We start from the raw sequence: 18,505 nt of genomic DNA, 5'->3' as shown, positions 1-18,505 counted from the left end.
CGACCACACCGCGCGCCTGTCACACCATCAGACGGACGCCGGTCATCCCGATCACGCCCGCGGCCACCCCGGCCGGGCCTCAGGAGGATCACCATGCTCGACCACCGGCTGAACAGCGAGTACGAGGAACTGCGGCGCACCGTCGCCGAGTTCGCCCAGGACGTGGTGGCGCCGAAGATCGGCGAGTTCTACGAGCAGGGCGAGTTCCCCTACGAGATCGTGCGGGAGATGGGGCGGATGGGCCTCTTCGGCCTGCCGTTCCCCGAGGAGTACGGGGGCATGGGCGGCGACTACTTCGCGCTCTGCCTCACGCTGGAGGAGCTCGCCCGGGTCGACTCCTCGGTCGCGATCACCCTGGAGGCGGCGGTCTCGCTCGGCGCCATGCCGATCCACCGGTTCGGCACGGAGGAGCAGAAGCGGGAGTGGCTGCCCCGGCTGACGTCCGGTGAACTCCTCGGGGCCTTCGGCCTGACCGAGCCGGAGGGCGGCTCCGACGCCGGGGCGACCCGCACCACGGCCCGGTACGACGAGGCCACCGACGAGTGGGTCATCAACGGCACGAAGTGCTTCATCACCAACTCCGGCACCGAGATCACCGGGCTGGTCACGGTCACCGCGCTCACCGAACCGATCGCTCGTTCGAGTGAAGAGGGCGAATTCCCCTCGCCACAGCGCGAAATCTCTTCCATCATCGTGCCCACCGGGACCCCGGGGTTCCAGGTGTCGAAGAAGTACTCGAAGGTCGGGTGGAACGCATCCGACACCCGTGAATTGTCCTTTACCGACTGCCGTGTACCCGCGGCCAACCTGCTGGGCGAGCGTGGCCGTGGCTACGCCCAGTTCCTGCGGATCCTCGACGAGGGCCGCATCGCCATCGCAGCCCTGGCCACCGGCCTGGCCCAGGGGTGCGTCGACCAGTCCGTCATCTACGCCGGTACGCGCCGGGCCTTCGGCCGGCCGATCGGCGCCAACCAGGCCATCCAGTTCAAGCTCGCCGACATGGAGATGCGCGCCCACACCTCCCGCCTGGCCTGGCGGGATGCCGCTTCCCGGCTGCTGCACGCCGAACCGTTCAAGAAGGAGGCCGCCATTGCCAAGCTGTACTCGTCGGAGGCCGCCGTCGACAACGCCCGCGAGGCGACCCAGATCCACGGCGGGTACGGCTTCATGAACGAGTTCCCGGTCGCCCGCTTCTGGCGCGACTGCAAGATCCTTGAGATCGGGGAGGGCACCTCCGAGGTCCAGCGCATGCTCATCGCCCGGGAGCTGGGCGTCGGATCCTCCTGAGCCCGAGCGGCTCGGGGCGCCGGCCCTGGGCAGCGACAGCCCGGAGAGCGTCCGCCATCGGTCTATCTTCGCTGTCGCCGACCCCTCGGGTCAGCGCCCCGGCCACAGGCCGCAGTTCGGATCGGCGCGTCGGCCGGCGCGCCGGTCCGGTCACCGGCCGCGCACCGGCCTGCGAGCCGATTCTGCCCTCGGTCCACCGGTGTCCGCCCGGCTCTGGACGGTCCGACACCGGACAGAGCATCAGGGAATAACGATCACGGGGCGGTTGGCGCGCCGGGCCAGCCGGCCTGAGACAGATCCGAAGATCTTGCCGAGCAGGCCGTGCGTACTGCCGACCACGATGGCGTCGGCGGCGTACTCGCGACCGACCTCCTCGATCTCGTGGCAGATGTCGCCGCCCCGCTCGACGAGGATCCACGGCACGCCGGCCAGGAAGTCCGCGCAGGCCAGTTCCAGACCGAGGACCTCGGTCCGATGGTCGGGGAGATCGACGAAGACAGGAGGTTCACACCCCGCCCAGACCGTGGCGGGCAACCGGTTGGCCACGTGCACGATCACCAGGCCGCACTGTGAGCGACGGGCCATGCCCACCGCATAGGCAAGAGCGCGCTCACTCGACAGGGAGCCGTCGAATCCCACCACCACACCGTGTTGGAAGGCCGGGTCGCATGCGCCGACGGGCGTCTCCCGAGCAGCCGGATCGCCGGTCACGTCCGGCATGCCGGAGGCTTCCGGGCGTTCGGCGCCCGGACCGAGGCGGCCCGTCATCGCCGGCTCCACAGGGCCGGTCCGGTGCTCGTCCCGCCGCTGACGCGGACCGGGACGGCCTCGGCGGGCGATGTTGCGAAGGGAACGCGAGAGGCCCTGGGCGTCCGGGTCGTCGCCGGGGTCGCCGCAGCCGTCACCGACTCCCCCGGCCGCTGCGCGCGCGCCACGGCCCGAATCCGGATCAACCGGTCGGGAGGACTCAAAACCAGCCATGGCTCAAGGCTCTTCGAGGGAGATGTGCCGACAGGAGAGGACAACGCTGCCCGGGCGGCAGGCCCGCCCACGGAACGACGTCGGTCTGCGCCGAGCACCACCGTATGTGACCTGTTCCTTTCAGAGTACGACGGGCTTGAGGCTCAGCCCAGTGGCGAAGCCTCGGAATGACTTTGTTCCCGCGAATGGAGGATGCGCCCGCCGACAGCAGTGCGCCCCCTACAGGCAGGCGATCGCGCCCCCTCGACAAAGGAGGTTCTCTGGAGCTTGGCTGAGCAGACCGGGCGATGCAACAGGCCCAAGGGACACCGTGACCGGACTGTCATCGATCGGCGACGATCCGTTGCCACCCGTCACCGACCGGCGCGCGCGTTCCGAACGGTCGGCCCCGCTGAACGCCGCCCCGCACCTCACGGACACCACCCGCCGTCACGCTGCTCCGGCGTACCTCCCGTCTGGCGGCCTTTCGGCCAACACCCACGGGTTCACGACGCCGTCTGGCATTTGCCAGATGCATAGGCGCTGCCGCTGACACCATGCTCGACATGTCCCTGCTCCTGCTCGACCTCGACAACACGCTGCTCCCCAGGGATGCCGCTTTCCGGGCCTGGGCTCAGGATTTTCTGGCCGAACGAGGGCTGCCGCCCGGCGACCTCGACTGGCTCGCCACCATCGACGGCGGCGGTTATGTGCCGCGCAGCGCCGTACTGTCCGCCGCCCAGCGCCGCTATGGGCTGGACGAGTCCCTCGAACTCCTGCTGGCGCACTACCGACACGGCATCAACTCGCACATCCACTGCCCGTCCCGGCACATCGACGCGCTGCGGGCGGCGCGCGATGCCGGGTGGACGCTCGGCATCGTGAGCAATGGCAGCACCCGCCCCCAACTGGAGAAGATCCGCCGGACCGGGCTCGGCCCGCTGGTCGACGGCTGGGTCATCTCCGAGGAGGCCGAGTGCGTCAAGCCGGACCCGTTGATCTTCGAGATCGCCGCCCAGCGGTGCGGTATCGCACCCACCGGAGACTGGGCCTCGCACACCTGGATGATCGGCGACTACGCCCCGGCCGACATCGCGGGGGCCGAGCTCGCCGGTCTGCGCAGCGTCTGGCTGCACCATGGCCGTCCCTGGGCCGAGCCCGGCTACCGGCCGACGCTGAAGGCGGCCGGTCTGCCTGAGGCCGTCGGACAGGTGCTGTCCGCCCGGAACGCGCCCGGCCCCCGGGCGGCGGCCCGGGCGGGGACCAGAACGGGCGGGCCGGGCCGACGAAGGACGGCCGGCGCGGCCCCGGGCAGTTCCTCCTCCCGGGATCTCGCGGCGGCGGCCGCGCTCACCGGCGCGCGGTCCAGCGCACAGCTCTCCTTGTCCGCCCCGGACGGCATGCGTGCGCCTGTTCCCATGAACGCCACGGAAGGGAGCGCTCCCGGCTCGGGGACGAGGCCGGCTGTCCGAAACCGGTCCGGCGAAGTTGCCTCATCCGGCGGCAGCCATCCCATGAACGCGAGTCGGACCACCACCGGGGCGCCCGCCACCGGCACACCGGTCGCCGCGCCGCCCTCGCGGACCCGGTTCGCCGCGCCTCCACCGCGGTTCGGTCCCCGTCCGGCCGCCCCGGTGACTGCGGTCACCCCGGTCACCGCAGTCACCGTGACACAGGCGGTGGAGACGGCCGTGGCATCCCAGTGAGGTGGCCGGGCAGCCGGTCCCCGGCGCCGGCCGCCGGAGGCGATGGCCGCCCCTGACGCCCGGCGCTCCCGCCCGCCCGGCCTTCTCGGCTCCCCCGGCCTCCTAACGCTCCTGGCCGCCGCGGCCTTGCCCGCCGGCCGAGGGGCTGCGGGTCCACCAGAGGGTGCGGCTCTGTTCGATGAAACCGAGCTTGCGGTAGAGCGGTGCGCCGAGTGGGGTGGCGACCAGGGTCGCCGGGCGGTCGGGGTGCGCGGCGGTCAGCGCGGTCTCCAGGATGGCGCGGGCCACACCCCGGGAGCGGTGGTCGGGGAGGGTCGCGACCCAGTACACCCCGGTGGCCCGGCCGTCGTCGTAGGTCAGGCAGGCGCCGGCCGTCACGCCGTCCCGGCGCCCGAGCCAGGCCCGACAGCCCGGCTCGGCGAGCAGGCGCTCGGGAAGCATGCCACCCCGTGTCCAGGGCTGCCGGGCGGGTATCGGGAAGCCGTCCACCACCGAGCGTTCGACCTCGGCGAAGCCGTCGCCGTCCTGGACCTCATCGACCGTCAGGGACTCGTCCGTGCCACCCCCGGTGGCCGTCCGCCCACCCCGGGGAGACACGTCGAGCGGGCCGGGCTCACGCGCCATGACCGGCATCGCCGGGCCGTGGGAGCAGCCGAAGCGGGCCATGTCCAGGCGGCCGTAGGGGTCTTCCAGGGTGAGCTGCGTCGTGGACCACTCCCGCAGCAGGGCCGCCAATTCCTCTTCCAGCGGAGCCGGTTCACCGTAGGGGCGGGTGACCACGATGCGATGGGCGTCGTCCGGCGTGCGGGCGCAGCGGACCGCGGTGAATCCGGGGTGGGCGAGTTGCTGCCAACCGTACGCACGGGCTTGGGCGAGCCAGAACGCGGCGGCATTGTCGTTGGCCTGTTCGAGCCGGCTGTGGATGTTCACGACAGGACGGTAGCGCGGGCGCCGGACGGCCGGCCCCCGGCCTCGGCACTGGCCGGATGAAGCCAGAGAGGCGCACGCTTTGGCTCCGTGCGCCCTCTCGTGCACCGCCGATTTTCGGTCAATCTCGCGCGGCTCCCTCGCCCTTGGGCAAACCTGCAGCCCAGACCCGCCGACCGGGTGCGCCGAAGCCGGGCGCCCCAGGACCAGCCCCGCGACAACCAGCCACCGTTGCACCGGCCCTCTTCCCAGAAGGGTCGACGGGTGCCACGCTTCGTGATCGAATGCATCACGCCAAATTGCCATGTCGACATAGCGTCGGATGGTGAACTTGTCACAACGGCAACGGTCCACCCGATAGATTCGATCTTGGCGAGCAGTGCCGCACCACCCACACCACACCACCGAGGGGGCTTGAGCGCCTTGAGCAGGGTGAGCAGGAGCGACGCGGGTCCTGACAGCGGCCAGGCCGTGGCCGGCATCGCGGGGCGTTCCGCGAGAAGCACCGGTATCCCGGCCATCGCAGCCACCCCCCGCACCTCCGGCACCTCCAGCGCCGTCCCGTACTCCTCGTACGCCTCTGCCGCCTCAGGCGCATCCTCGGTATCAGCGGCCTCTGGCGCACCTTCCTCCCCCTCTGCCCCGGAGCATGTCGGACGGCCCGTCAACCGACCGTCCGTCAGCCCGACGTCAGCTCAGAACTTCGGAGCGGGCGCCCAGGCGGGAGCGTCGGTTCCCGGCCAACCTGGTGGCCAGGGCGCTGGCCACGCTGTCGGTCAGCCGGGGCAGGGCGGGGGCTTCCCTGGTTTCCCTGGCGGCCTCACCGGTGGCGGTTTCCCGACCGCTTCGGCGGTCTCGGGCGCCGCCGCCCCGGCCGCCGGCACCGGGATGGCGACCGCCGGAATCCCGGCCGGTCCGCTCGGCACGGTCGGCCACGGACCGACGGCCCACGGTCCGAGCGGCGCGGTCGGCCTGTCCGGGGCCAACGGCTCCGCGAACCCCGTGATGGCCGCCGCCCCCCGGAAGCTCTCGGGCCGGCGCCGGCGCGAGACCGTCGCGGTGCTGATCTTCGGCGGCGCCCCGATCTTCGAGAGCTCGATCCCCCTCTCCGTCTTCGGTGTCGACCGCCAGGACGCCGGTGTGCCGCGCTACCGCCTGCTGGTCTGCGCCGGGGAGGAGGGGCCGCTCGCCACCACCGGCGGCCTCACCCTCTCCGCGCCGTACGGACTGGAGGCGCTGGCACGGGCCGGCACGATCGTCGTACCGGCCTGGCGCTCGATCTCGCAGCCGCCGCCGGTCGAGGCCATCACCGCCCTGCGCAAGGCCCACCACGAGGGCGCCCGGATCATCGGGCTCTGCACCGGCGCGTTCGTGCTCGCCGCCGCCGGTCTGCTGGACGGCCGCCCGGCCACCACGCACTGGATGTACGCGCCGACCCTGGCCAAGCGCTACCCCCGGGTGCACGTCGACCCGCGCGAGCTCTTCGTCGACGACGGCGACGTGCTGACCTCGGCGGGTACCGCCGCCGGTATCGATCTCTGCCTGCACGTGGTGCGCAGCGACCACGGCGCCGAGGCGGCCAACGCGCTGGCCCGCCGGCTGGTGGTGCCGAGCCGCCGCAGCGGGGGCGGACAGGCCCAGTACATCGATCAGTCTTTACCAGAAGAGATCGGCAACGACCCGCTTGCCGAGGTGGTCACCTGGGCGCTGGAGAACCTCAACCAGCAGTTCGACGTCGAGGTGCTGGCGGCGCGTGCCTATATGAGCCGGCGCACGTTCGACCGGCGGTTCCGCACGCTGACCGGCAGTGCCCCGCTGCAGTGGCTGATCACCCAGCGGGTGCTCCAGGCGCAGCGGCTGCTGGAGACGTCGGAACTGTCGGTGGACGATGTCGCCCGACGGTGCGGCTTCCGGTCGCCGGTGGCACTGCGCGGCCATTTCCGCCGCCAGCTCGGGGTCTCGCCGGCCGCCTACCGGACCAGCTACCGTTCCCGGCGGCCGGGACCGCAGGCTCCGGCGCCGATGGTGCCGCACTCCGGTGACCTCCGGCCGGGCGGCGCCCTGCCGCAGTCGGCCGGCTCGCCCGCGGCAGTGGCGGCCGCCGCCGCCGCGGCGGCAGGCGGGGCGCTGCTGGGACAGCACGGACAGCAGTCCGCGCACTCGTTCCCGTCCATGCCCGGCAACCCCGCACACCCGGGGCAGCACGGGCAGCAGGCGTTCCACGCGCGCGCCGGGCAGCCGTACCCGCACCAGCAGGCGACGCCTCAGTCGCACCCGGGGCAACCCGGCTCGGGGCGCGGTCCGGCCCGGTCGCCGCTGGTCCCGGCCCAGCCCGGCCCCGGAGCGGGTCGGCCACCGCGGACCGCGGAGCACGCGGCGGCGGAGGACGGCCACCCGCAGCCGGGTGCGCGCGGCCAGGGCCAGGGGCATCGCGCCGTGTCCGAACGGCCGTCGGACGAGACCGGTACCACCGGCTCGGGCACCGGCGGGCGAGGGCACGGCACGGCCGCGGGCCGGGTGCCGGTACCGTCCTCGCCGGTGACTCCGGAGGCCCGGGCCCGCCAGGTCCGACCTCCGCAGATCCGCCAGCAGGGCGGCCGCACCGGAGCCGCGGACGCCGGACGTGAGCCACGCGACACCCGTTCCGCACGGGAGGGTCACCAGGGCCGGGAGGGCCATGAGCCGGACGGTCACGGCCAGGACGGGCACGCGGCCGAGGCCTGTGCCCCGGCGCCCCGCTCGACTCCGGCGGTGCCCGTGGCGCGTGATCGCGCCGTAGGGTGAGTGGCGTGAATGACCGTTTGGTATGGATCGACTGTGAAATGACAGGCCTCGACCTCGACCGGGACGCTCTGGTCGAGGTCGCGGCACTGGTGACGGACTCCGAGCTGAACGTCCTCGGCGAGGGCGTCGACGTCATCATCCGCCCGCCCGCGGAGGCGCTGGCGAACATGCCGGAGGTGGTGCGCACCATGCACACCGCCTCCGGTCTGCTCGACGAACTGGAGCACGGCGTCACCCTCGCCGAGGCCGAGGCGCTCGTGCTCGCGTACGTCCGCGAGCACGCGCCCGAGGCGGGCCGGACGCCGCTGTGCGGGAACTCGGTGGCGACCGACCGCGGCTTCCTCGCCCGGGACATGCCGGCCCTGGAGGGCCACCTGCACTACCGGATCGTCGACGTCTCCTCGATCAAGGAGCTGGCCCGCCGCTGGTATCCGCGGGCGTACTACAACAGCCCGCAGAAGGGCGGTAGCCACCGGGCGCTCGCCGACATCCGCGAGAGCATCGACGAACTGCGGTACTACCGCGAGGCGGTGTTCGTCCCGCAGCCCGGCCCGGACACCGACACCGCGCGCGCGATCGCCGAGAAGTACCAGGCGCCGACCGACTGACCTCTCCCGCCCGGCTCCGGCGGGTCGGCGAACGACGACGAACGGCGGCTGCGAACCACGTCGACGCCGGGCGGGGGTCGGCCGGAAGGGCCCGAGGGGGTGCCCGCGTTCGTCCGGGCGAAACCCTGGCACGAGCACCCTCTCGGATCCTGTAGAGTTCTTCCTGTCGGAACGGGGGCGCGAAGAGCGCAAACGGTCCGGACAGATGGTGGGTGTAGCTCAGTTGGTAGAGCACCTGGTTGTGGTCCAGGTGGCCGCGGGTTCGAGTCCCGTCACTCACCCCAGAGCCTGAGGGGCCGATCTCTTCAAGAGATCGGCCCCTCAGGCGTTTTCGCGTTCCCTCACATCCCCACGCACCGCGCATCCCTGGCGACCCCCGCGATTCCCGCCCGACCGCACAGCTCCACGGCACGGTTTCCCCGCCGACAGATCTGCCGCCAGATGCTACCGACTAGTAACATTGCCGCCATGACCACACCTTCGATCGGCCGGCTGCTCGAATCGACCGTGCCGATGGCACGCACCCTCAAGCTCGAGTACCTGGAGACCACCCCGGAGCGCGCGGTGCTCCGGCTGCCCGACCAGCCCGAGTACCACAACCACGTCGGCGGGCCGCACGCCGGCGCGATGTTCACGCTCGCCGAGTCGGCGAGCGGCTGCATCGTGCTGGGCGCCTTCGGCGACCAGCTCTCGCGTGCCGTGCCGCTCGCGGTGAGTGCCGAGATCTCCTACAAGAAGCTGGCCATGGGCGTGGTCACCGCCACCGCCGTCCTGGGCCGCCCGGCCGCCGGGATCGTCGCCGAGCTGGACGAGGGCGGTCGCCCCGAGTTCCCGGTCACCGTCGAGATCACCCGCGCCGACGGGGCCGTGACCGGCGTCATGACCGTCGTCTGGACCCTGCGCCCCAACTCCTGACCGACCGGCGCCCGGTGGTTCCGGGGTCTCATCGCGATAACTGTCCGTGACGACGGCCGTGACCTCACGCCCCGTCCGCTCGTTCTCAATTCACGTGCGAGCCAATCACGCGGTCAAGGCCCCGGAACCAGCCCGACGCGCCCTCGGCGGCACGCGGCGTACGGTCGGCCGGTGGCTGCCCCGTCCACGCGTGGTCGCGGTGGCCGGGGCGCTGCTCGCACAGATCTGGTGGCTCGGAGCACCGGGCGCGTACGCGGCGGCGCCCGAACCCCTGCCGGAACCGGTGAACCGCACGGTCGGACGGGCCCTGCACGGCGGGCAGGCCTTCGACGGAGCGTCAGCCGAACGCCCGTCCGAGACGGGGCGGAAGACCTCCGGCGCCACCGGTGCCCGTGGCACACCGCCGCAGGACGCGCCCGCCGGGCTCCCCGGTCCGGTGGAGTCCCCCGGGCTGGTCGGACAGCTCACCGGTACGGCCGCGTCCGTACCTTCCTCCGGTACGGACACCGTGACCGGGCTGGTCGGAGGTGTGCTGCAGGAGCGGATCAGGGCGGGCGGCCTGCCGCTGCCGGGCCAGCGGGCCGCCGTTCCGGACGCGTTCGCGATCGCCTCGGGGCTACTGGAACCGGCCCCCGCCGAGGCCCGTACCCCGGAGGCACGCGCCTCACGGAGCAGTGAGCCCGAGACGCCCTCGTCGCCGGACGGACGGACGGGTGCCGGTACGCCACGCCCCGCTCCGGCGGACGACGGCCGGCCCGGCCAGAATCCCCCGCCACCGGTTCGCGAGGCCGCCGACCTTCGGTCCAGCCCCGGTTCCGAACCGCCCGAGGACGGCGCGGACGGCGCCGGAACCACGCGCCGGCCCGCACCGGAGGGCCGTCCGGCGGCGTACGAGGACCTGGCACTGACCGACCCGGCCACCATGGCGGCCGGTCACGGGCCCTCGGACACGGGGATCGCCGTGCTCGCCCCCATCGCCGCCGGACTGCTGCTCACCGGCGCCGCGATGTGGAAGCACCGGGGCCTGCCGCGCGGGCACTGAGACGGACACCGGCGCGGGCCCGGCACCGGTCCCGACGCCGGGACCGCCACGGGACGGACCGCCCGGCGTCAGACCGCCGGACCGAGGTCCAACGCCAGCAGCGGGAGTTCGCGCCCGGGAATCGACCCGGACGGGGTGACACCGATCCGGGTGGCACCCATCGCCAGGTAGAACGGCTCCGCGTTCGGGTCGGCATCGATGGTGAGCCGGTGGAAGCCGAGCGCCACGGCCTGCTCGCGAAGGTGCTGGAAGAGCCGGCCTCCGACGCCCCTGCCGATGGTGTCGGGCTCGACGAAGAGCATGCCCAACTCGCCCTGGGGCGGCGCCCCGACGAGGGTCGCGAAGCCCAGCACCCGGCTGTCACCGGCGGCCACCGGCTCCTCGACCACCATCGTCCGCTGCCGCTCGATCCCGTCGGCGTCCAGGGTCAGTTCGTCCCGGCAGGCAGCCAGGAACGCCTCGTCGTAGCCCCAGTGGGCCTTGGAGCGGAGGGCGAGGGCGCTGAGCAGCTCCGCCTCCTCCGGCCGAGCCGGTCTGATCCGCATGGCGTGCCCTCCTGTTCGGCAGCGCCGTCCGGATTCCGGACAGCAGCGGCCATTCTCCGCAACGGGCGGCACGACCGCCAAGCGGTTTACCGGAGTTCGGGCCACGCCCCGCTCCCCGCCACCGAACAACACGGCAACGGCAACGGCAACGGCAACGTGGCTAACGGAACGTCCCCGGCGGCGGGACCGGGGAGGGAGCGGCGGTCGCGTCGGTGGCCGGGGCCGCGCCGGCGGCGAAGTCGGCCAGGGCGCGGCCGTGTTCGACCCGGCCGAGGGCGGCGTCGGTGGCGACCTTGCGGCCCAGTTCGGCGACCGGGAGCGGAGCGTGGGCGGCGGCCAGGACGAGGTTGCCGAAGCGCTTTCCGCGCAGCACGGCCGGGTCCGCGACCAGGCACAGCTCGGGGAAGACCGCGCCGAGCGTGGCGATCTGCGAACGGGCGAACGGAAGCGCCGCACCGTCGGCGATGTTCACCGCGTACCAGCCGCCGGGGGCCAGCGCCCGGGCGGCGAGCACGGTGAACTCGACGGTCGTGCAGTGGGCGGGCACCCGGGCGCCGGAGAAGACATCGGCGATGACAAGGTCGACGCTGCCCTCCGGGGTCCGCTCCAGCACGCTGCGGGCGTCCGAACCGCGGACCTTGATCTGCCAGCCCCGTTCCAGCGGGAGTTCGGCGCGGACGAGGTCGGTGAGCGCGGTGTCGATCTCGGCGACCTGCTGGCGGGAGCGGGGGCGGGTGGCCGCGACATAGCGGGCCAGGGTGAGGGCACCGCCGCCGAGATGCAGAACGGTCAGGGGACGACCGGGCGGGGCGACCAGGTCGATCAGGTGGCCGAGGCGACGCTGGTACTCGAAGCCCAGGTGGCTCGGGTCGGCGAGGTCGACCATGGACTGCGGGGCGCCGTCGATGAGGAGCGACCAGGCGCCGGGGCGGTCGCGGTCGGGGCGGAGCTCGGCCAGCCCGGAATCGACGGGACGGGTGAGCGGGCCCTGGGTGTGCGTTCGGCCGCCGGGGCCGGTGGTCGCCGGCTGCGGCTCCGCCGTCGTACGCCCCTTGTCCGCGCTGCGGCCGGCTCTGCTGCTTCGTCCCATACCGGCCATTATCGCCGCCGGGCCGGAGGCCTCCGCGGCCCAGCGGGGGTGCCGGGCGGACGGGCGACGGTCAGAACGGGCCGAGGCCGCCGGCCGTCAGGGTGCAGGCCGCCTCGCAGAGGGCCGAACGCAGCACCCAGGCATCGGTGGGGCGGGCCGCGCACCCGGCACCGGTCGGGGGCATCACCCACCGCGGGTCGGTGGCGGGCAGAAGCAGGCCGCCCGCGGTACAGGAGCTTCCTGGGAGGTGCCACGTCTCCGAGGTGCCGGCCGGGACGAAGAAGGAGACGGTGCTGCCGTTGCGGCTCTGCAGCACGACCCCGCAGGCCCGGCGCAGCCGCAGGATGTCGACCGCCTCCAGTCCGTGCCGCAGCGCGACCGTGACCATGTCGTAGCCGGCGACGACCACGCCGTCGTCGCCGGCCGCCGGGGGGCGCCCGGTCTCGCCGAGGCGACGGGCCCGTCCGTTGCCGCCGCCGCACGGGGCGTGGCCGCCCTCGGCGGGCCCCCGCCCGGGGCCGCGGTCGTCGGCGGGCTCGGGCAACAGGGCGGGGACGGCGGCGGCGAGCACTCCTCTGGCGGCCAGGCGGTGGTACTGCGGTACTCCGGTGGCCATCACGGGCTCTCCTGTCACCTCGGCGGTTTCGGAAGCCGCGCCGCCCGGGCGGTGGCGGCCGCCGCGGCGGGCGGCGGGCCCGGGACGGCGGCCGGAGGCTTCCGCGTATCAGGACAACGCGAAGGACGCTTCCCAGGCCACGGGGCGCCTTACAGCAAGGCATGGCATTTCATGGCAGATCCCGGCAACAGGGTCCGGTTTGACCAGGATTGACCACCTATCATCCGCAAACTCGCTGTGGCCGCCTGGTGACTCCGGGTACTGTCGGTTGCGAGCCAGGCGGCCCATCCGGCCGCACCGGGCCCACCGGCAGCCGGGAGCAGCACCCCGGCACCACGGCCACCGCAGTCCCCTCAGTCCCCGCAGTCCCGGCAACCACGAGAGCCCAGCCCGGTCCGTCGCACACCGGACCTCACCCCACGGAACCGCCCCGCCTCGCACCACCACCCCGCACGACCACGGAGCGCACCATGGCAGCCACCCCACCGGCCGAGCCGAACCGCCCGTCCCCCAATACCGTGATGCGCGCCCTGCGCGGCGACCGGTCACCGGGCGAGTTCGCCATGGCCGTACGCCGGGCCGCCCGGGAGATCGGCGAGCACGTGTCCTGCGACGCGCGCTACGTCGGGCGGGTCGAGGCCGGCGAGATCCGCTGCCCCAACTACGCCTACGAGCGGGTCTTCCGGCACATGTGGCCGGGCCGCTCGCTGACCGATCTCGGCTTCTCCCCCCGTACCGCCGTCCGCCGCCGCCGGGCGGACGGCCGCAGGGGCGCCGGGCCATCCCCGCTCCACCCGCAGTTCCCGTTCCCGCCCACCCCACGCCCACCACTCTCCACACAACTCCCGTACGCTGCCTCGCCGTACGCGGAACCGCCCCCGCTGGACGGGCCCATGCCGCCGAGGCCCGTGGCGGTGCCCCGGGGGCCCGACGGATCGCACCATTTCGACGAGGAGAACGACGACGTGCGTCGCCGTACGTTCCTGGCCGGCGGATCCGCCGCACTGGCCACCGTGATCGGCATCGACCGGCCGGCCGGGGCCGGCCCCCGCACCGCCGCGGGCGGCCCCGGCACCGGAGCGGCCACCCCCTGCGGGCTCGTCCCACCCCAGCCGGGGCCCGGCACAAGCAGGTTCGACGCCGCCCCCGGCCTGTTCGATCCCGGATCCGCCTCCGACCCCGGCTCCGCCTTCGTACCCGGCCGGCCCGGGCCGGTGCCACCGCCCCGCAAGGTCGGCGCCGCCGAGGTGCTCGGCGTCGAACAGGCCGTACGGGACATCCGGCTGGCCGACGACGTCTACGGGGCCGACGCCCTGTTCGAGCTGGCCGGGCAGTCGCTGCGCACCGCGTACCTGCTGCTCAACGAGGGCGAGTACAGCGCCGAGACCGAACGCAGACTCCAGGCCGGCGCAGGCGAACTGGCCATCTCGGTCGGCTGGTTGGCGCACGATTCGAACCGGCTGGCGGACGCCCGGTCGCTCTACGCCGAGGCGCTCGCCACCGCCCGGATGGCGGGCGACTCCGCGTTGGAGGCGCATGTCTTCTGCAACAGCGCCTTCCTCGCCAGGGACGCCGGCCGCCCCCGTGAGGCGCTGCGCGCCGCCCAGGCCGGCCAGGCCGCCGCCCGTTACCTGGACTCCGACCGGCTGCTCGCGCTGCTCGCCATGCGCGAGGCCGGCGGCTGGGCACTGCTGCACGACCGCGCCGCCTGCGAACGGGCGCTCTCCCGGGCGTACACGCTCTTCGACCGCGGCCCCTCCGAGGCCGATCCCGAATGGATGTCCTTCTTCGGCGAGGCGGAGATCGCCGGGCTGGAGTCGCAGTGCTGGTCCGCCCTCGGGGACTGGGACCGGGCCAGCGAGCAGGCCGGGCGGGCGATAGAGCTGCAGAAGCCGCGCTTCGTCCGCAACCGGGTGCTGTACACCGCCGAGCTGGCCCACGACCGGCTCGGCCGGGGGGACTTGGCCGGCGCGGCGAACCACGGCACGGCCGCCGTCGCACTGTTCGGCGAGGTCCGCTCGGCCCGGATCCGCAGCATGCTGGCGGACACCGCCGAACGGCTGCGCGCGCACCGGGGCGTGCCGGAGGTCGGCCGCTTCCTGGCGGAGTACGACGTGGCCGCGGCCGCCTGACCGGTCGGCCGGGACTGCGGCCAGAACCGGGACCGGGGCCAGGGACCCCGCCCCGGCCCAGGGCCCGTACGGCCCACCGGTCAGTGCTTCAGGCCCTCCAGGTGGGCGAGGTCGTTCCAGACCTCGACCGCCGGGGCGCCGTACTCCCAGGAGAGGACGCAGAGCGCGGCCGTGCCGAGCTTGAACCGCTGGGCGTACTCGGGCGGCAGCCCCAGCCAGCGGGCGGTGAGGATGCGCAGCAGGTGGCCGTGGGCGAAGAGCACCACATCGCGGTCGGCGCAGTGCATGACGGTGGTGTCCGGATCGGGCACGCCGTGCTCGTCGTTGAGGTCGGCGAGGAAGGCGTCCACCCGGGCGGCCACATCGCTGAGCTTCTCACCGCCGGGCACGCCGTCGCGCCAGATCAGCCAGCCGGGCTGGTCGGTCGCCCGGATGTCGGGCCCGGTCCGGCCCTCGTACTGGCCGTAGTCCCACTCCAGCAGCTCGGGGCGCTCCACCGCGCGGTCGCCGAAGCCGGCCAGCGCGCAGGTCTCCTTGGCCCGGTCGAGCGGGCTGGTGTAGACGAGCGCGTCCGGCAGTCCGTTCCAGGGGGCCTTGGCGAGGCGGGCGCCGAGCGCCCGGGCCATCGCGCGCCCCTCCTCGGTCAGCGGGATGTCGGTGCGTCCGGTGTGGCGTCCGGTCTTCGACCATTCGGTCTCGCCGTGGCGGACCAGCACGATTCGGGCGGGCATGGAAAGGCTCCTCGCAGCGGGGCGGTGGCAACGGTCGGTCTCACCCTTGAGCACCGGGGCTCCATGATCCCTCACCTCGGAGCCACTCACGATCGCGGGCCTGGCCGGACGGCACCGCACGGCCGCCGCCGGGGATGGCCCGATATCTCCCGGCATGCCCGTGTGAGGCCCGAACCGCCGGGCCGGACCGGATTGTCGGACCCGGATGCGAGACTGGGCCGCACCATGAACGTCTCGACGAACGTCCCGTCCAGCGGGCACCTTGAGCCGCTCTCCCAGCGGCTCGCCGAGCTGCGCGGTCCGGCGCCGCAGCGCAGCCTGAACGCCCGCGCCCTCGCCGCGCTCGCCGCCAATCCGGGCTGTCACCGCCGCGCCGTACTCGACGCCGCCGGGGTCGACAAGTCGGCGCTGGCCGCCCGGCTCGGCCGCCCCGCTCCGTTCGGGCAGTCGCCGTTCGCCATCGCGCGCGGTGTGATCTTCGAGTCCCGGCTGAAGGCCGACGGCTACGCGGCGCTGCTGGAGCCGCTCCGCCGCCATCTCGGCCTGCCGACGGACGGCGGCGCCCCGCTCACCGTGCCCGATCTGCTGCGCCGCTCGGGCCCGGCGGTCCGGGCCGAGCGCACGGCGGCCGCCCTGGCCGAGGCCGCCGCCGAGCCGGACGCCTGGACGCTGCTCGACCACCCGCTGCTGCGGCTCACGGTGGCCGGCAGCACCGCCTATCTGGAGCCGGACGCCGTCGTGGTGCACGGCGGGCGGTGCACCGTGGTCGAGATCAAGTCCTTTCCGGTGCTGGACGGCAGCGCCGACCCGGCCAAGGTCGGCGCCGCCGCCCGCCAGGCCGCCGTGTACGTGCTGGCGCTCCAGGAGACGGCCGCCGCGCTGGCCGGCCGGGAGGCGGACCAGGGCCCGTACGTGGAGCAGCGCCTGCCCGGCAGCCCCCGGCTGAGCGTGCTGCTGGTCTGCCCGAAGGACTTCGGCAACCGGCCCACCGCGGTCGCCGTGGACGTCCGCCGCGAGCTGGCCACCACCCGCCGCCAGCTGAGCCGGATGACCGGTATCGGCGGGCTGCTGGAGGCGCTGCCGCCGGGCGTCGACTTCGACCTCGCGCCCGACCGGGACGGCGTCCCCGTCCGCTCCGCCGAGGAGCTGGCCGGGTCGGTCGAGGCGGTGCCCGCCGCGTACAGCCCGGACTGCCTCTCCACCTGCGAGCTGGGCTTCCACTGCCGCGCCCTGGCCCGCTGCGACGACCGGGTCGAACAGCTGGGCCGAGGCGTCCGCGGCGAGCTGGGCAGCATCCGTACGGTGAGCGAGGCGCTGGCCGCCACCACCGGGGGCAGCGCCGACGAGGCGGCCGCCCGGCTGGCGTACGCGGCCGCGCTGCGGGCCGAGGCACTGGGGGCGGCACCCCCTGCGGCCGTCCCCCCGAACGCCGTCCCCCCGAACGCCGCCACCCCGGCCGTCACCTCGGCCCCCGCCCCGGCCTGTGCCGGAGGCCCCCGATGAGCCTGCTCGGCACCCTCGCCCGGCTGGAGGCCGTCCGCAGCGGCCGGGCCGAACCGCTGGCCACCGTCCGGCACCGGCACCTCTCCGACCGCCCGATGGTGGTCGTGCCGCTGACGGCGGCCGGTGAGGCGGGCGCACCGCTGGCCGTGATGCTCGGCACCGAGCGGTCCGCACCGCGGCTGCACCTGGTGCCGCAGCCGCTCAACCGCACGCTGCGCTTCGACTTCCTGGCCGAGCTGGCCGCCGATCTGCTGCCCTACCTGGAGTCCTTCGGCACCGAGGTGGAGCAGATCGAGGGCTCCGAGAAGGACGTGGAGACGGGCGAGAAGACGCAGGTCTTCCGCGAGCTGTGCGCCGACGCGCCGCAGCTGATCGTGCCGAACAGCGCGGGGGTGCACCATCTCGCCCTGCTCGGGCGCTCCACCCGTTTCCGCCGCACCATCGAGGACGACGAGCCGGGCCCGTACCCGGCGCCGGTCCGGGTGCCGCTGCTCGGCCGCTGGCTGACCCACCTCACCGACCGGGCCCAGGTGCCCGGATCCAGCCTGCTGCTGCCGATGACCGGCCTGCTCGCCCGGCACTGGGCGACCGGCCAGAGCCACCTGGAGGACCAGCATCTGGCCGCCCGGCTCGCCTGGCACGCACCGCCGGCCGGGCTGACCGGCGCCGAGGCCGCCGAGCTGGCCGAGTCCGCCCGCGACGCGCACGGGCAGCTGCTGCACCCGCCGGCCGGCCCGGCCACCGACCCGCGCTTCGACGAGCTGGTGCTCGGCCCGGCGATCGCCCGCTACGACGCCGCGGCGTCCGCCCTGCTGCACCGGGCCTCGGCCGGCCCGGGCGCGGAGCACGCACCCCACGATCACGCCCACGACGGCGGCAGCGACGACGCGGGGGCCGACCGGGCGCGGGCCGCCCTCAGGGCCGCCGTGGCACAGCTGCGCGCGGCGCTGGAGCGGGTGCTGCTGCCCACCTGGCACGACGTCTGGCACGGCCTGGACCTCCTGCGCTCCCTGCCGCCCGGCGGGCACCTGGCGGAGCGCTGGACGGGCGACCGCTGGTCCTACACCGGCCACCGGGACCGTCTGGCGGCCGGCGAACCTCCGCAGCCCCGGCAGGACGACGCCGTCACGGCCGCCCGGAAGCTGGCGCAGCGCGAGCGCGAGCAGGCCCGGCTGGACGTCCAGGAGGCGCTGGACGACCCGCTGGCGATGGCCGAGCACCGGCTGGCCGGCGAGGCGTTCTCCGGCGAGGTGACCGAGGTGGTGCCGGACTACGACACCACCGGCCGGTCCCCCAAGCCGCGCCCGCTGGTGACGGTCCGCACCGCCGACCGCCCGCACGCCGACCTCGGCCGGGAGGCGCACCGGGCGCACGGCCCGACGCCGCAGAAGGCCGAGATCGTGGCGGTCGATCCGGCGGAGGGCACGATCACCCTGCGGGTGCTGTCCGGCATGGGCCGGAAGAAGGAGCCCGAGCCGGGGAGCCTGCCCGAGCCGGGCGAGCGGATCACCTTCACGCTGTTCGAGTTGACGGTCCGCCAGTCCGCGCCGCTGCCCGAGCCGGACGACACACCGTGGACGCACGGCGGCCCGCCCGGTGCGGCGTCCGGCGCGGCGTCCGTACCGTCCGCAGCCTCCGAGGAGTGGGAGTGATCCGGCA

At 74.2% G+C, this 18,505-nt stretch carries 14 protein-coding genes, 1 tRNA gene and 1 pseudogene; 10 read left to right on the top strand and 6 right to left on the bottom strand.

Annotated elements, in window-relative coordinates; genetic code table 11:
- Positions 1 to 93 precede the first annotated feature (93 nt).
- Complete coding sequence (locus tag ACIP82_RS23235; RefSeq protein ID WP_363606779.1) at positions 94 to 1,287, top strand: acyl-CoA dehydrogenase family protein; 1,194 nt, start codon at positions 94 to 96, stop codon at positions 1,285 to 1,287.
- A 240-nt stretch (positions 1,288 to 1,527) separates the two neighbouring features.
- On the opposite strand, the gene ACIP82_RS23230 is transcribed toward ACIP82_RS23235, so the two are convergent.
- Positions 1,528 to 2,007, bottom strand: a complete 480-nt coding sequence (locus tag ACIP82_RS23230; RefSeq protein WP_400655774.1) for a universal stress protein — start codon at positions 2,005 to 2,007, stop codon at positions 1,528 to 1,530.
- Between the two features lie 806 nt (positions 2,008 to 2,813).
- Here ACIP82_RS23230 and ACIP82_RS23225 point away from each other — a divergent pair.
- On the top strand, positions 2,814 to 3,953 hold the full coding sequence (locus tag ACIP82_RS23225; protein WP_400655746.1) for an HAD family hydrolase: 1,140 nt from the start codon (positions 2,814 to 2,816) through the stop codon (positions 3,951 to 3,953).
- A 102-nt stretch (positions 3,954 to 4,055) separates the two neighbouring features.
- On the opposite strand, the gene ACIP82_RS23220 is transcribed toward ACIP82_RS23225, so the two are convergent.
- Positions 4,056 to 4,883, bottom strand: coding sequence for a GNAT family N-acetyltransferase (locus tag ACIP82_RS23220; protein WP_400655744.1), 828 nt, complete (start codon positions 4,881 to 4,883; stop codon positions 4,056 to 4,058).
- Positions 4,884 to 5,885: 1,002 nt separating this feature from the next.
- Between ACIP82_RS23220 and ACIP82_RS23215 the strand changes: the two are divergent.
- The 5 genes and pseudogenes from ACIP82_RS23215 to ACIP82_RS23195 form a co-directional block, all read left to right on the top strand.
- Positions 5,886 to 7,082: pseudogene (locus ACIP82_RS23215) on the top strand (helix-turn-helix domain-containing protein); the annotation flags it as partial.
- A gap of 587 nt (positions 7,083 to 7,669) precedes the next feature.
- Positions 7,670 to 8,272, top strand: coding sequence for an oligoribonuclease (gene orn, locus ACIP82_RS23210; protein WP_363606776.1), 603 nt, complete (start codon positions 7,670 to 7,672; stop codon positions 8,270 to 8,272).
- A gap of 208 nt (positions 8,273 to 8,480) precedes the next feature.
- Positions 8,481 to 8,556, top strand: a tRNA-His gene (locus ACIP82_RS23205).
- 184 nt (positions 8,557 to 8,740) lie between these two features.
- Positions 8,741 to 9,187, top strand: coding sequence for a DUF4442 domain-containing protein (locus ACIP82_RS23200; protein WP_400655741.1), 447 nt, complete (start codon positions 8,741 to 8,743; stop codon positions 9,185 to 9,187).
- 190 nt (positions 9,188 to 9,377) lie between these two features.
- Positions 9,378 to 10,229, top strand: coding sequence for a hypothetical protein (locus ACIP82_RS23195; RefSeq protein ID WP_400655739.1), 852 nt, complete (start codon positions 9,378 to 9,380; stop codon positions 10,227 to 10,229).
- A gap of 68 nt (positions 10,230 to 10,297) precedes the next feature.
- On the opposite strand, the gene ACIP82_RS23190 is transcribed toward ACIP82_RS23195, so the two are convergent.
- From ACIP82_RS23190 to ACIP82_RS23180, 3 genes are all read right to left on the bottom strand, one after another.
- The gene (locus ACIP82_RS23190) at positions 10,298 to 10,774 is read right to left on the bottom strand and encodes a GNAT family N-acetyltransferase (RefSeq protein ID WP_400655736.1); all 477 of its coding nucleotides are present in this window, start codon (positions 10,772 to 10,774) and stop codon (positions 10,298 to 10,300) included.
- A 160-nt stretch (positions 10,775 to 10,934) separates the two neighbouring features.
- Complete coding sequence (locus ACIP82_RS23185) at positions 10,935 to 11,864, bottom strand: spermidine synthase (RefSeq protein ID WP_400655734.1); 930 nt, start codon at positions 11,862 to 11,864, stop codon at positions 10,935 to 10,937.
- A gap of 70 nt (positions 11,865 to 11,934) precedes the next feature.
- Positions 11,935 to 12,480: a hypothetical protein gene (locus tag ACIP82_RS23180; protein ID WP_363606771.1), complete on the bottom strand. Its 546-nt coding sequence runs from the start codon at positions 12,478 to 12,480 to the stop codon at positions 11,935 to 11,937.
- 470 nt (positions 12,481 to 12,950) lie between these two features.
- On the opposite strand from ACIP82_RS23180, the gene ACIP82_RS23175 reads away from it, so the two are divergent.
- Positions 12,951 to 14,612, top strand: a complete 1,662-nt coding sequence (locus ACIP82_RS23175; protein ID WP_400655731.1) for a tetratricopeptide repeat protein — start codon at positions 12,951 to 12,953, stop codon at positions 14,610 to 14,612.
- A gap of 80 nt (positions 14,613 to 14,692) precedes the next feature.
- Here the strand turns inward: ACIP82_RS23175 and ACIP82_RS23170 are convergent, their stop codons facing one another.
- Positions 14,693 to 15,343, bottom strand: a complete 651-nt coding sequence (locus ACIP82_RS23170) for a histidine phosphatase family protein (RefSeq protein ID WP_400655729.1) — start codon at positions 15,341 to 15,343, stop codon at positions 14,693 to 14,695.
- Positions 15,344 to 15,568: 225 nt separating this feature from the next.
- On the opposite strand from ACIP82_RS23170, the gene ACIP82_RS23165 reads away from it, so the two are divergent.
- Both ACIP82_RS23165 and ACIP82_RS23160 read left to right on the top strand, forming a co-directional pair.
- Positions 15,569 to 16,846, top strand: a complete 1,278-nt coding sequence (locus tag ACIP82_RS23165) for a hypothetical protein (protein ID WP_400655727.1) — start codon at positions 15,569 to 15,571, stop codon at positions 16,844 to 16,846.
- Complete coding sequence (locus ACIP82_RS23160) at positions 16,843 to 18,498, top strand: hypothetical protein (RefSeq protein ID WP_400655725.1); 1,656 nt, start codon at positions 16,843 to 16,845, stop codon at positions 18,496 to 18,498. The genes ACIP82_RS23165 and ACIP82_RS23160 overlap by 4 nt, the downstream gene beginning before the upstream one ends.
- The last annotated feature ends 7 nt before the right edge of the window (positions 18,499 to 18,505 follow it).

Source organism: Kitasatospora sp. NPDC088548 (genome assembly GCF_044753005.1).
Lineage (GTDB): Bacteria > Actinomycetota > Actinomycetes > Streptomycetales > Streptomycetaceae > Kitasatospora.
Note: the sequence above shows the minus strand (reverse complement) of the source record. Positions and strands in the feature narration are given on the sequence as shown.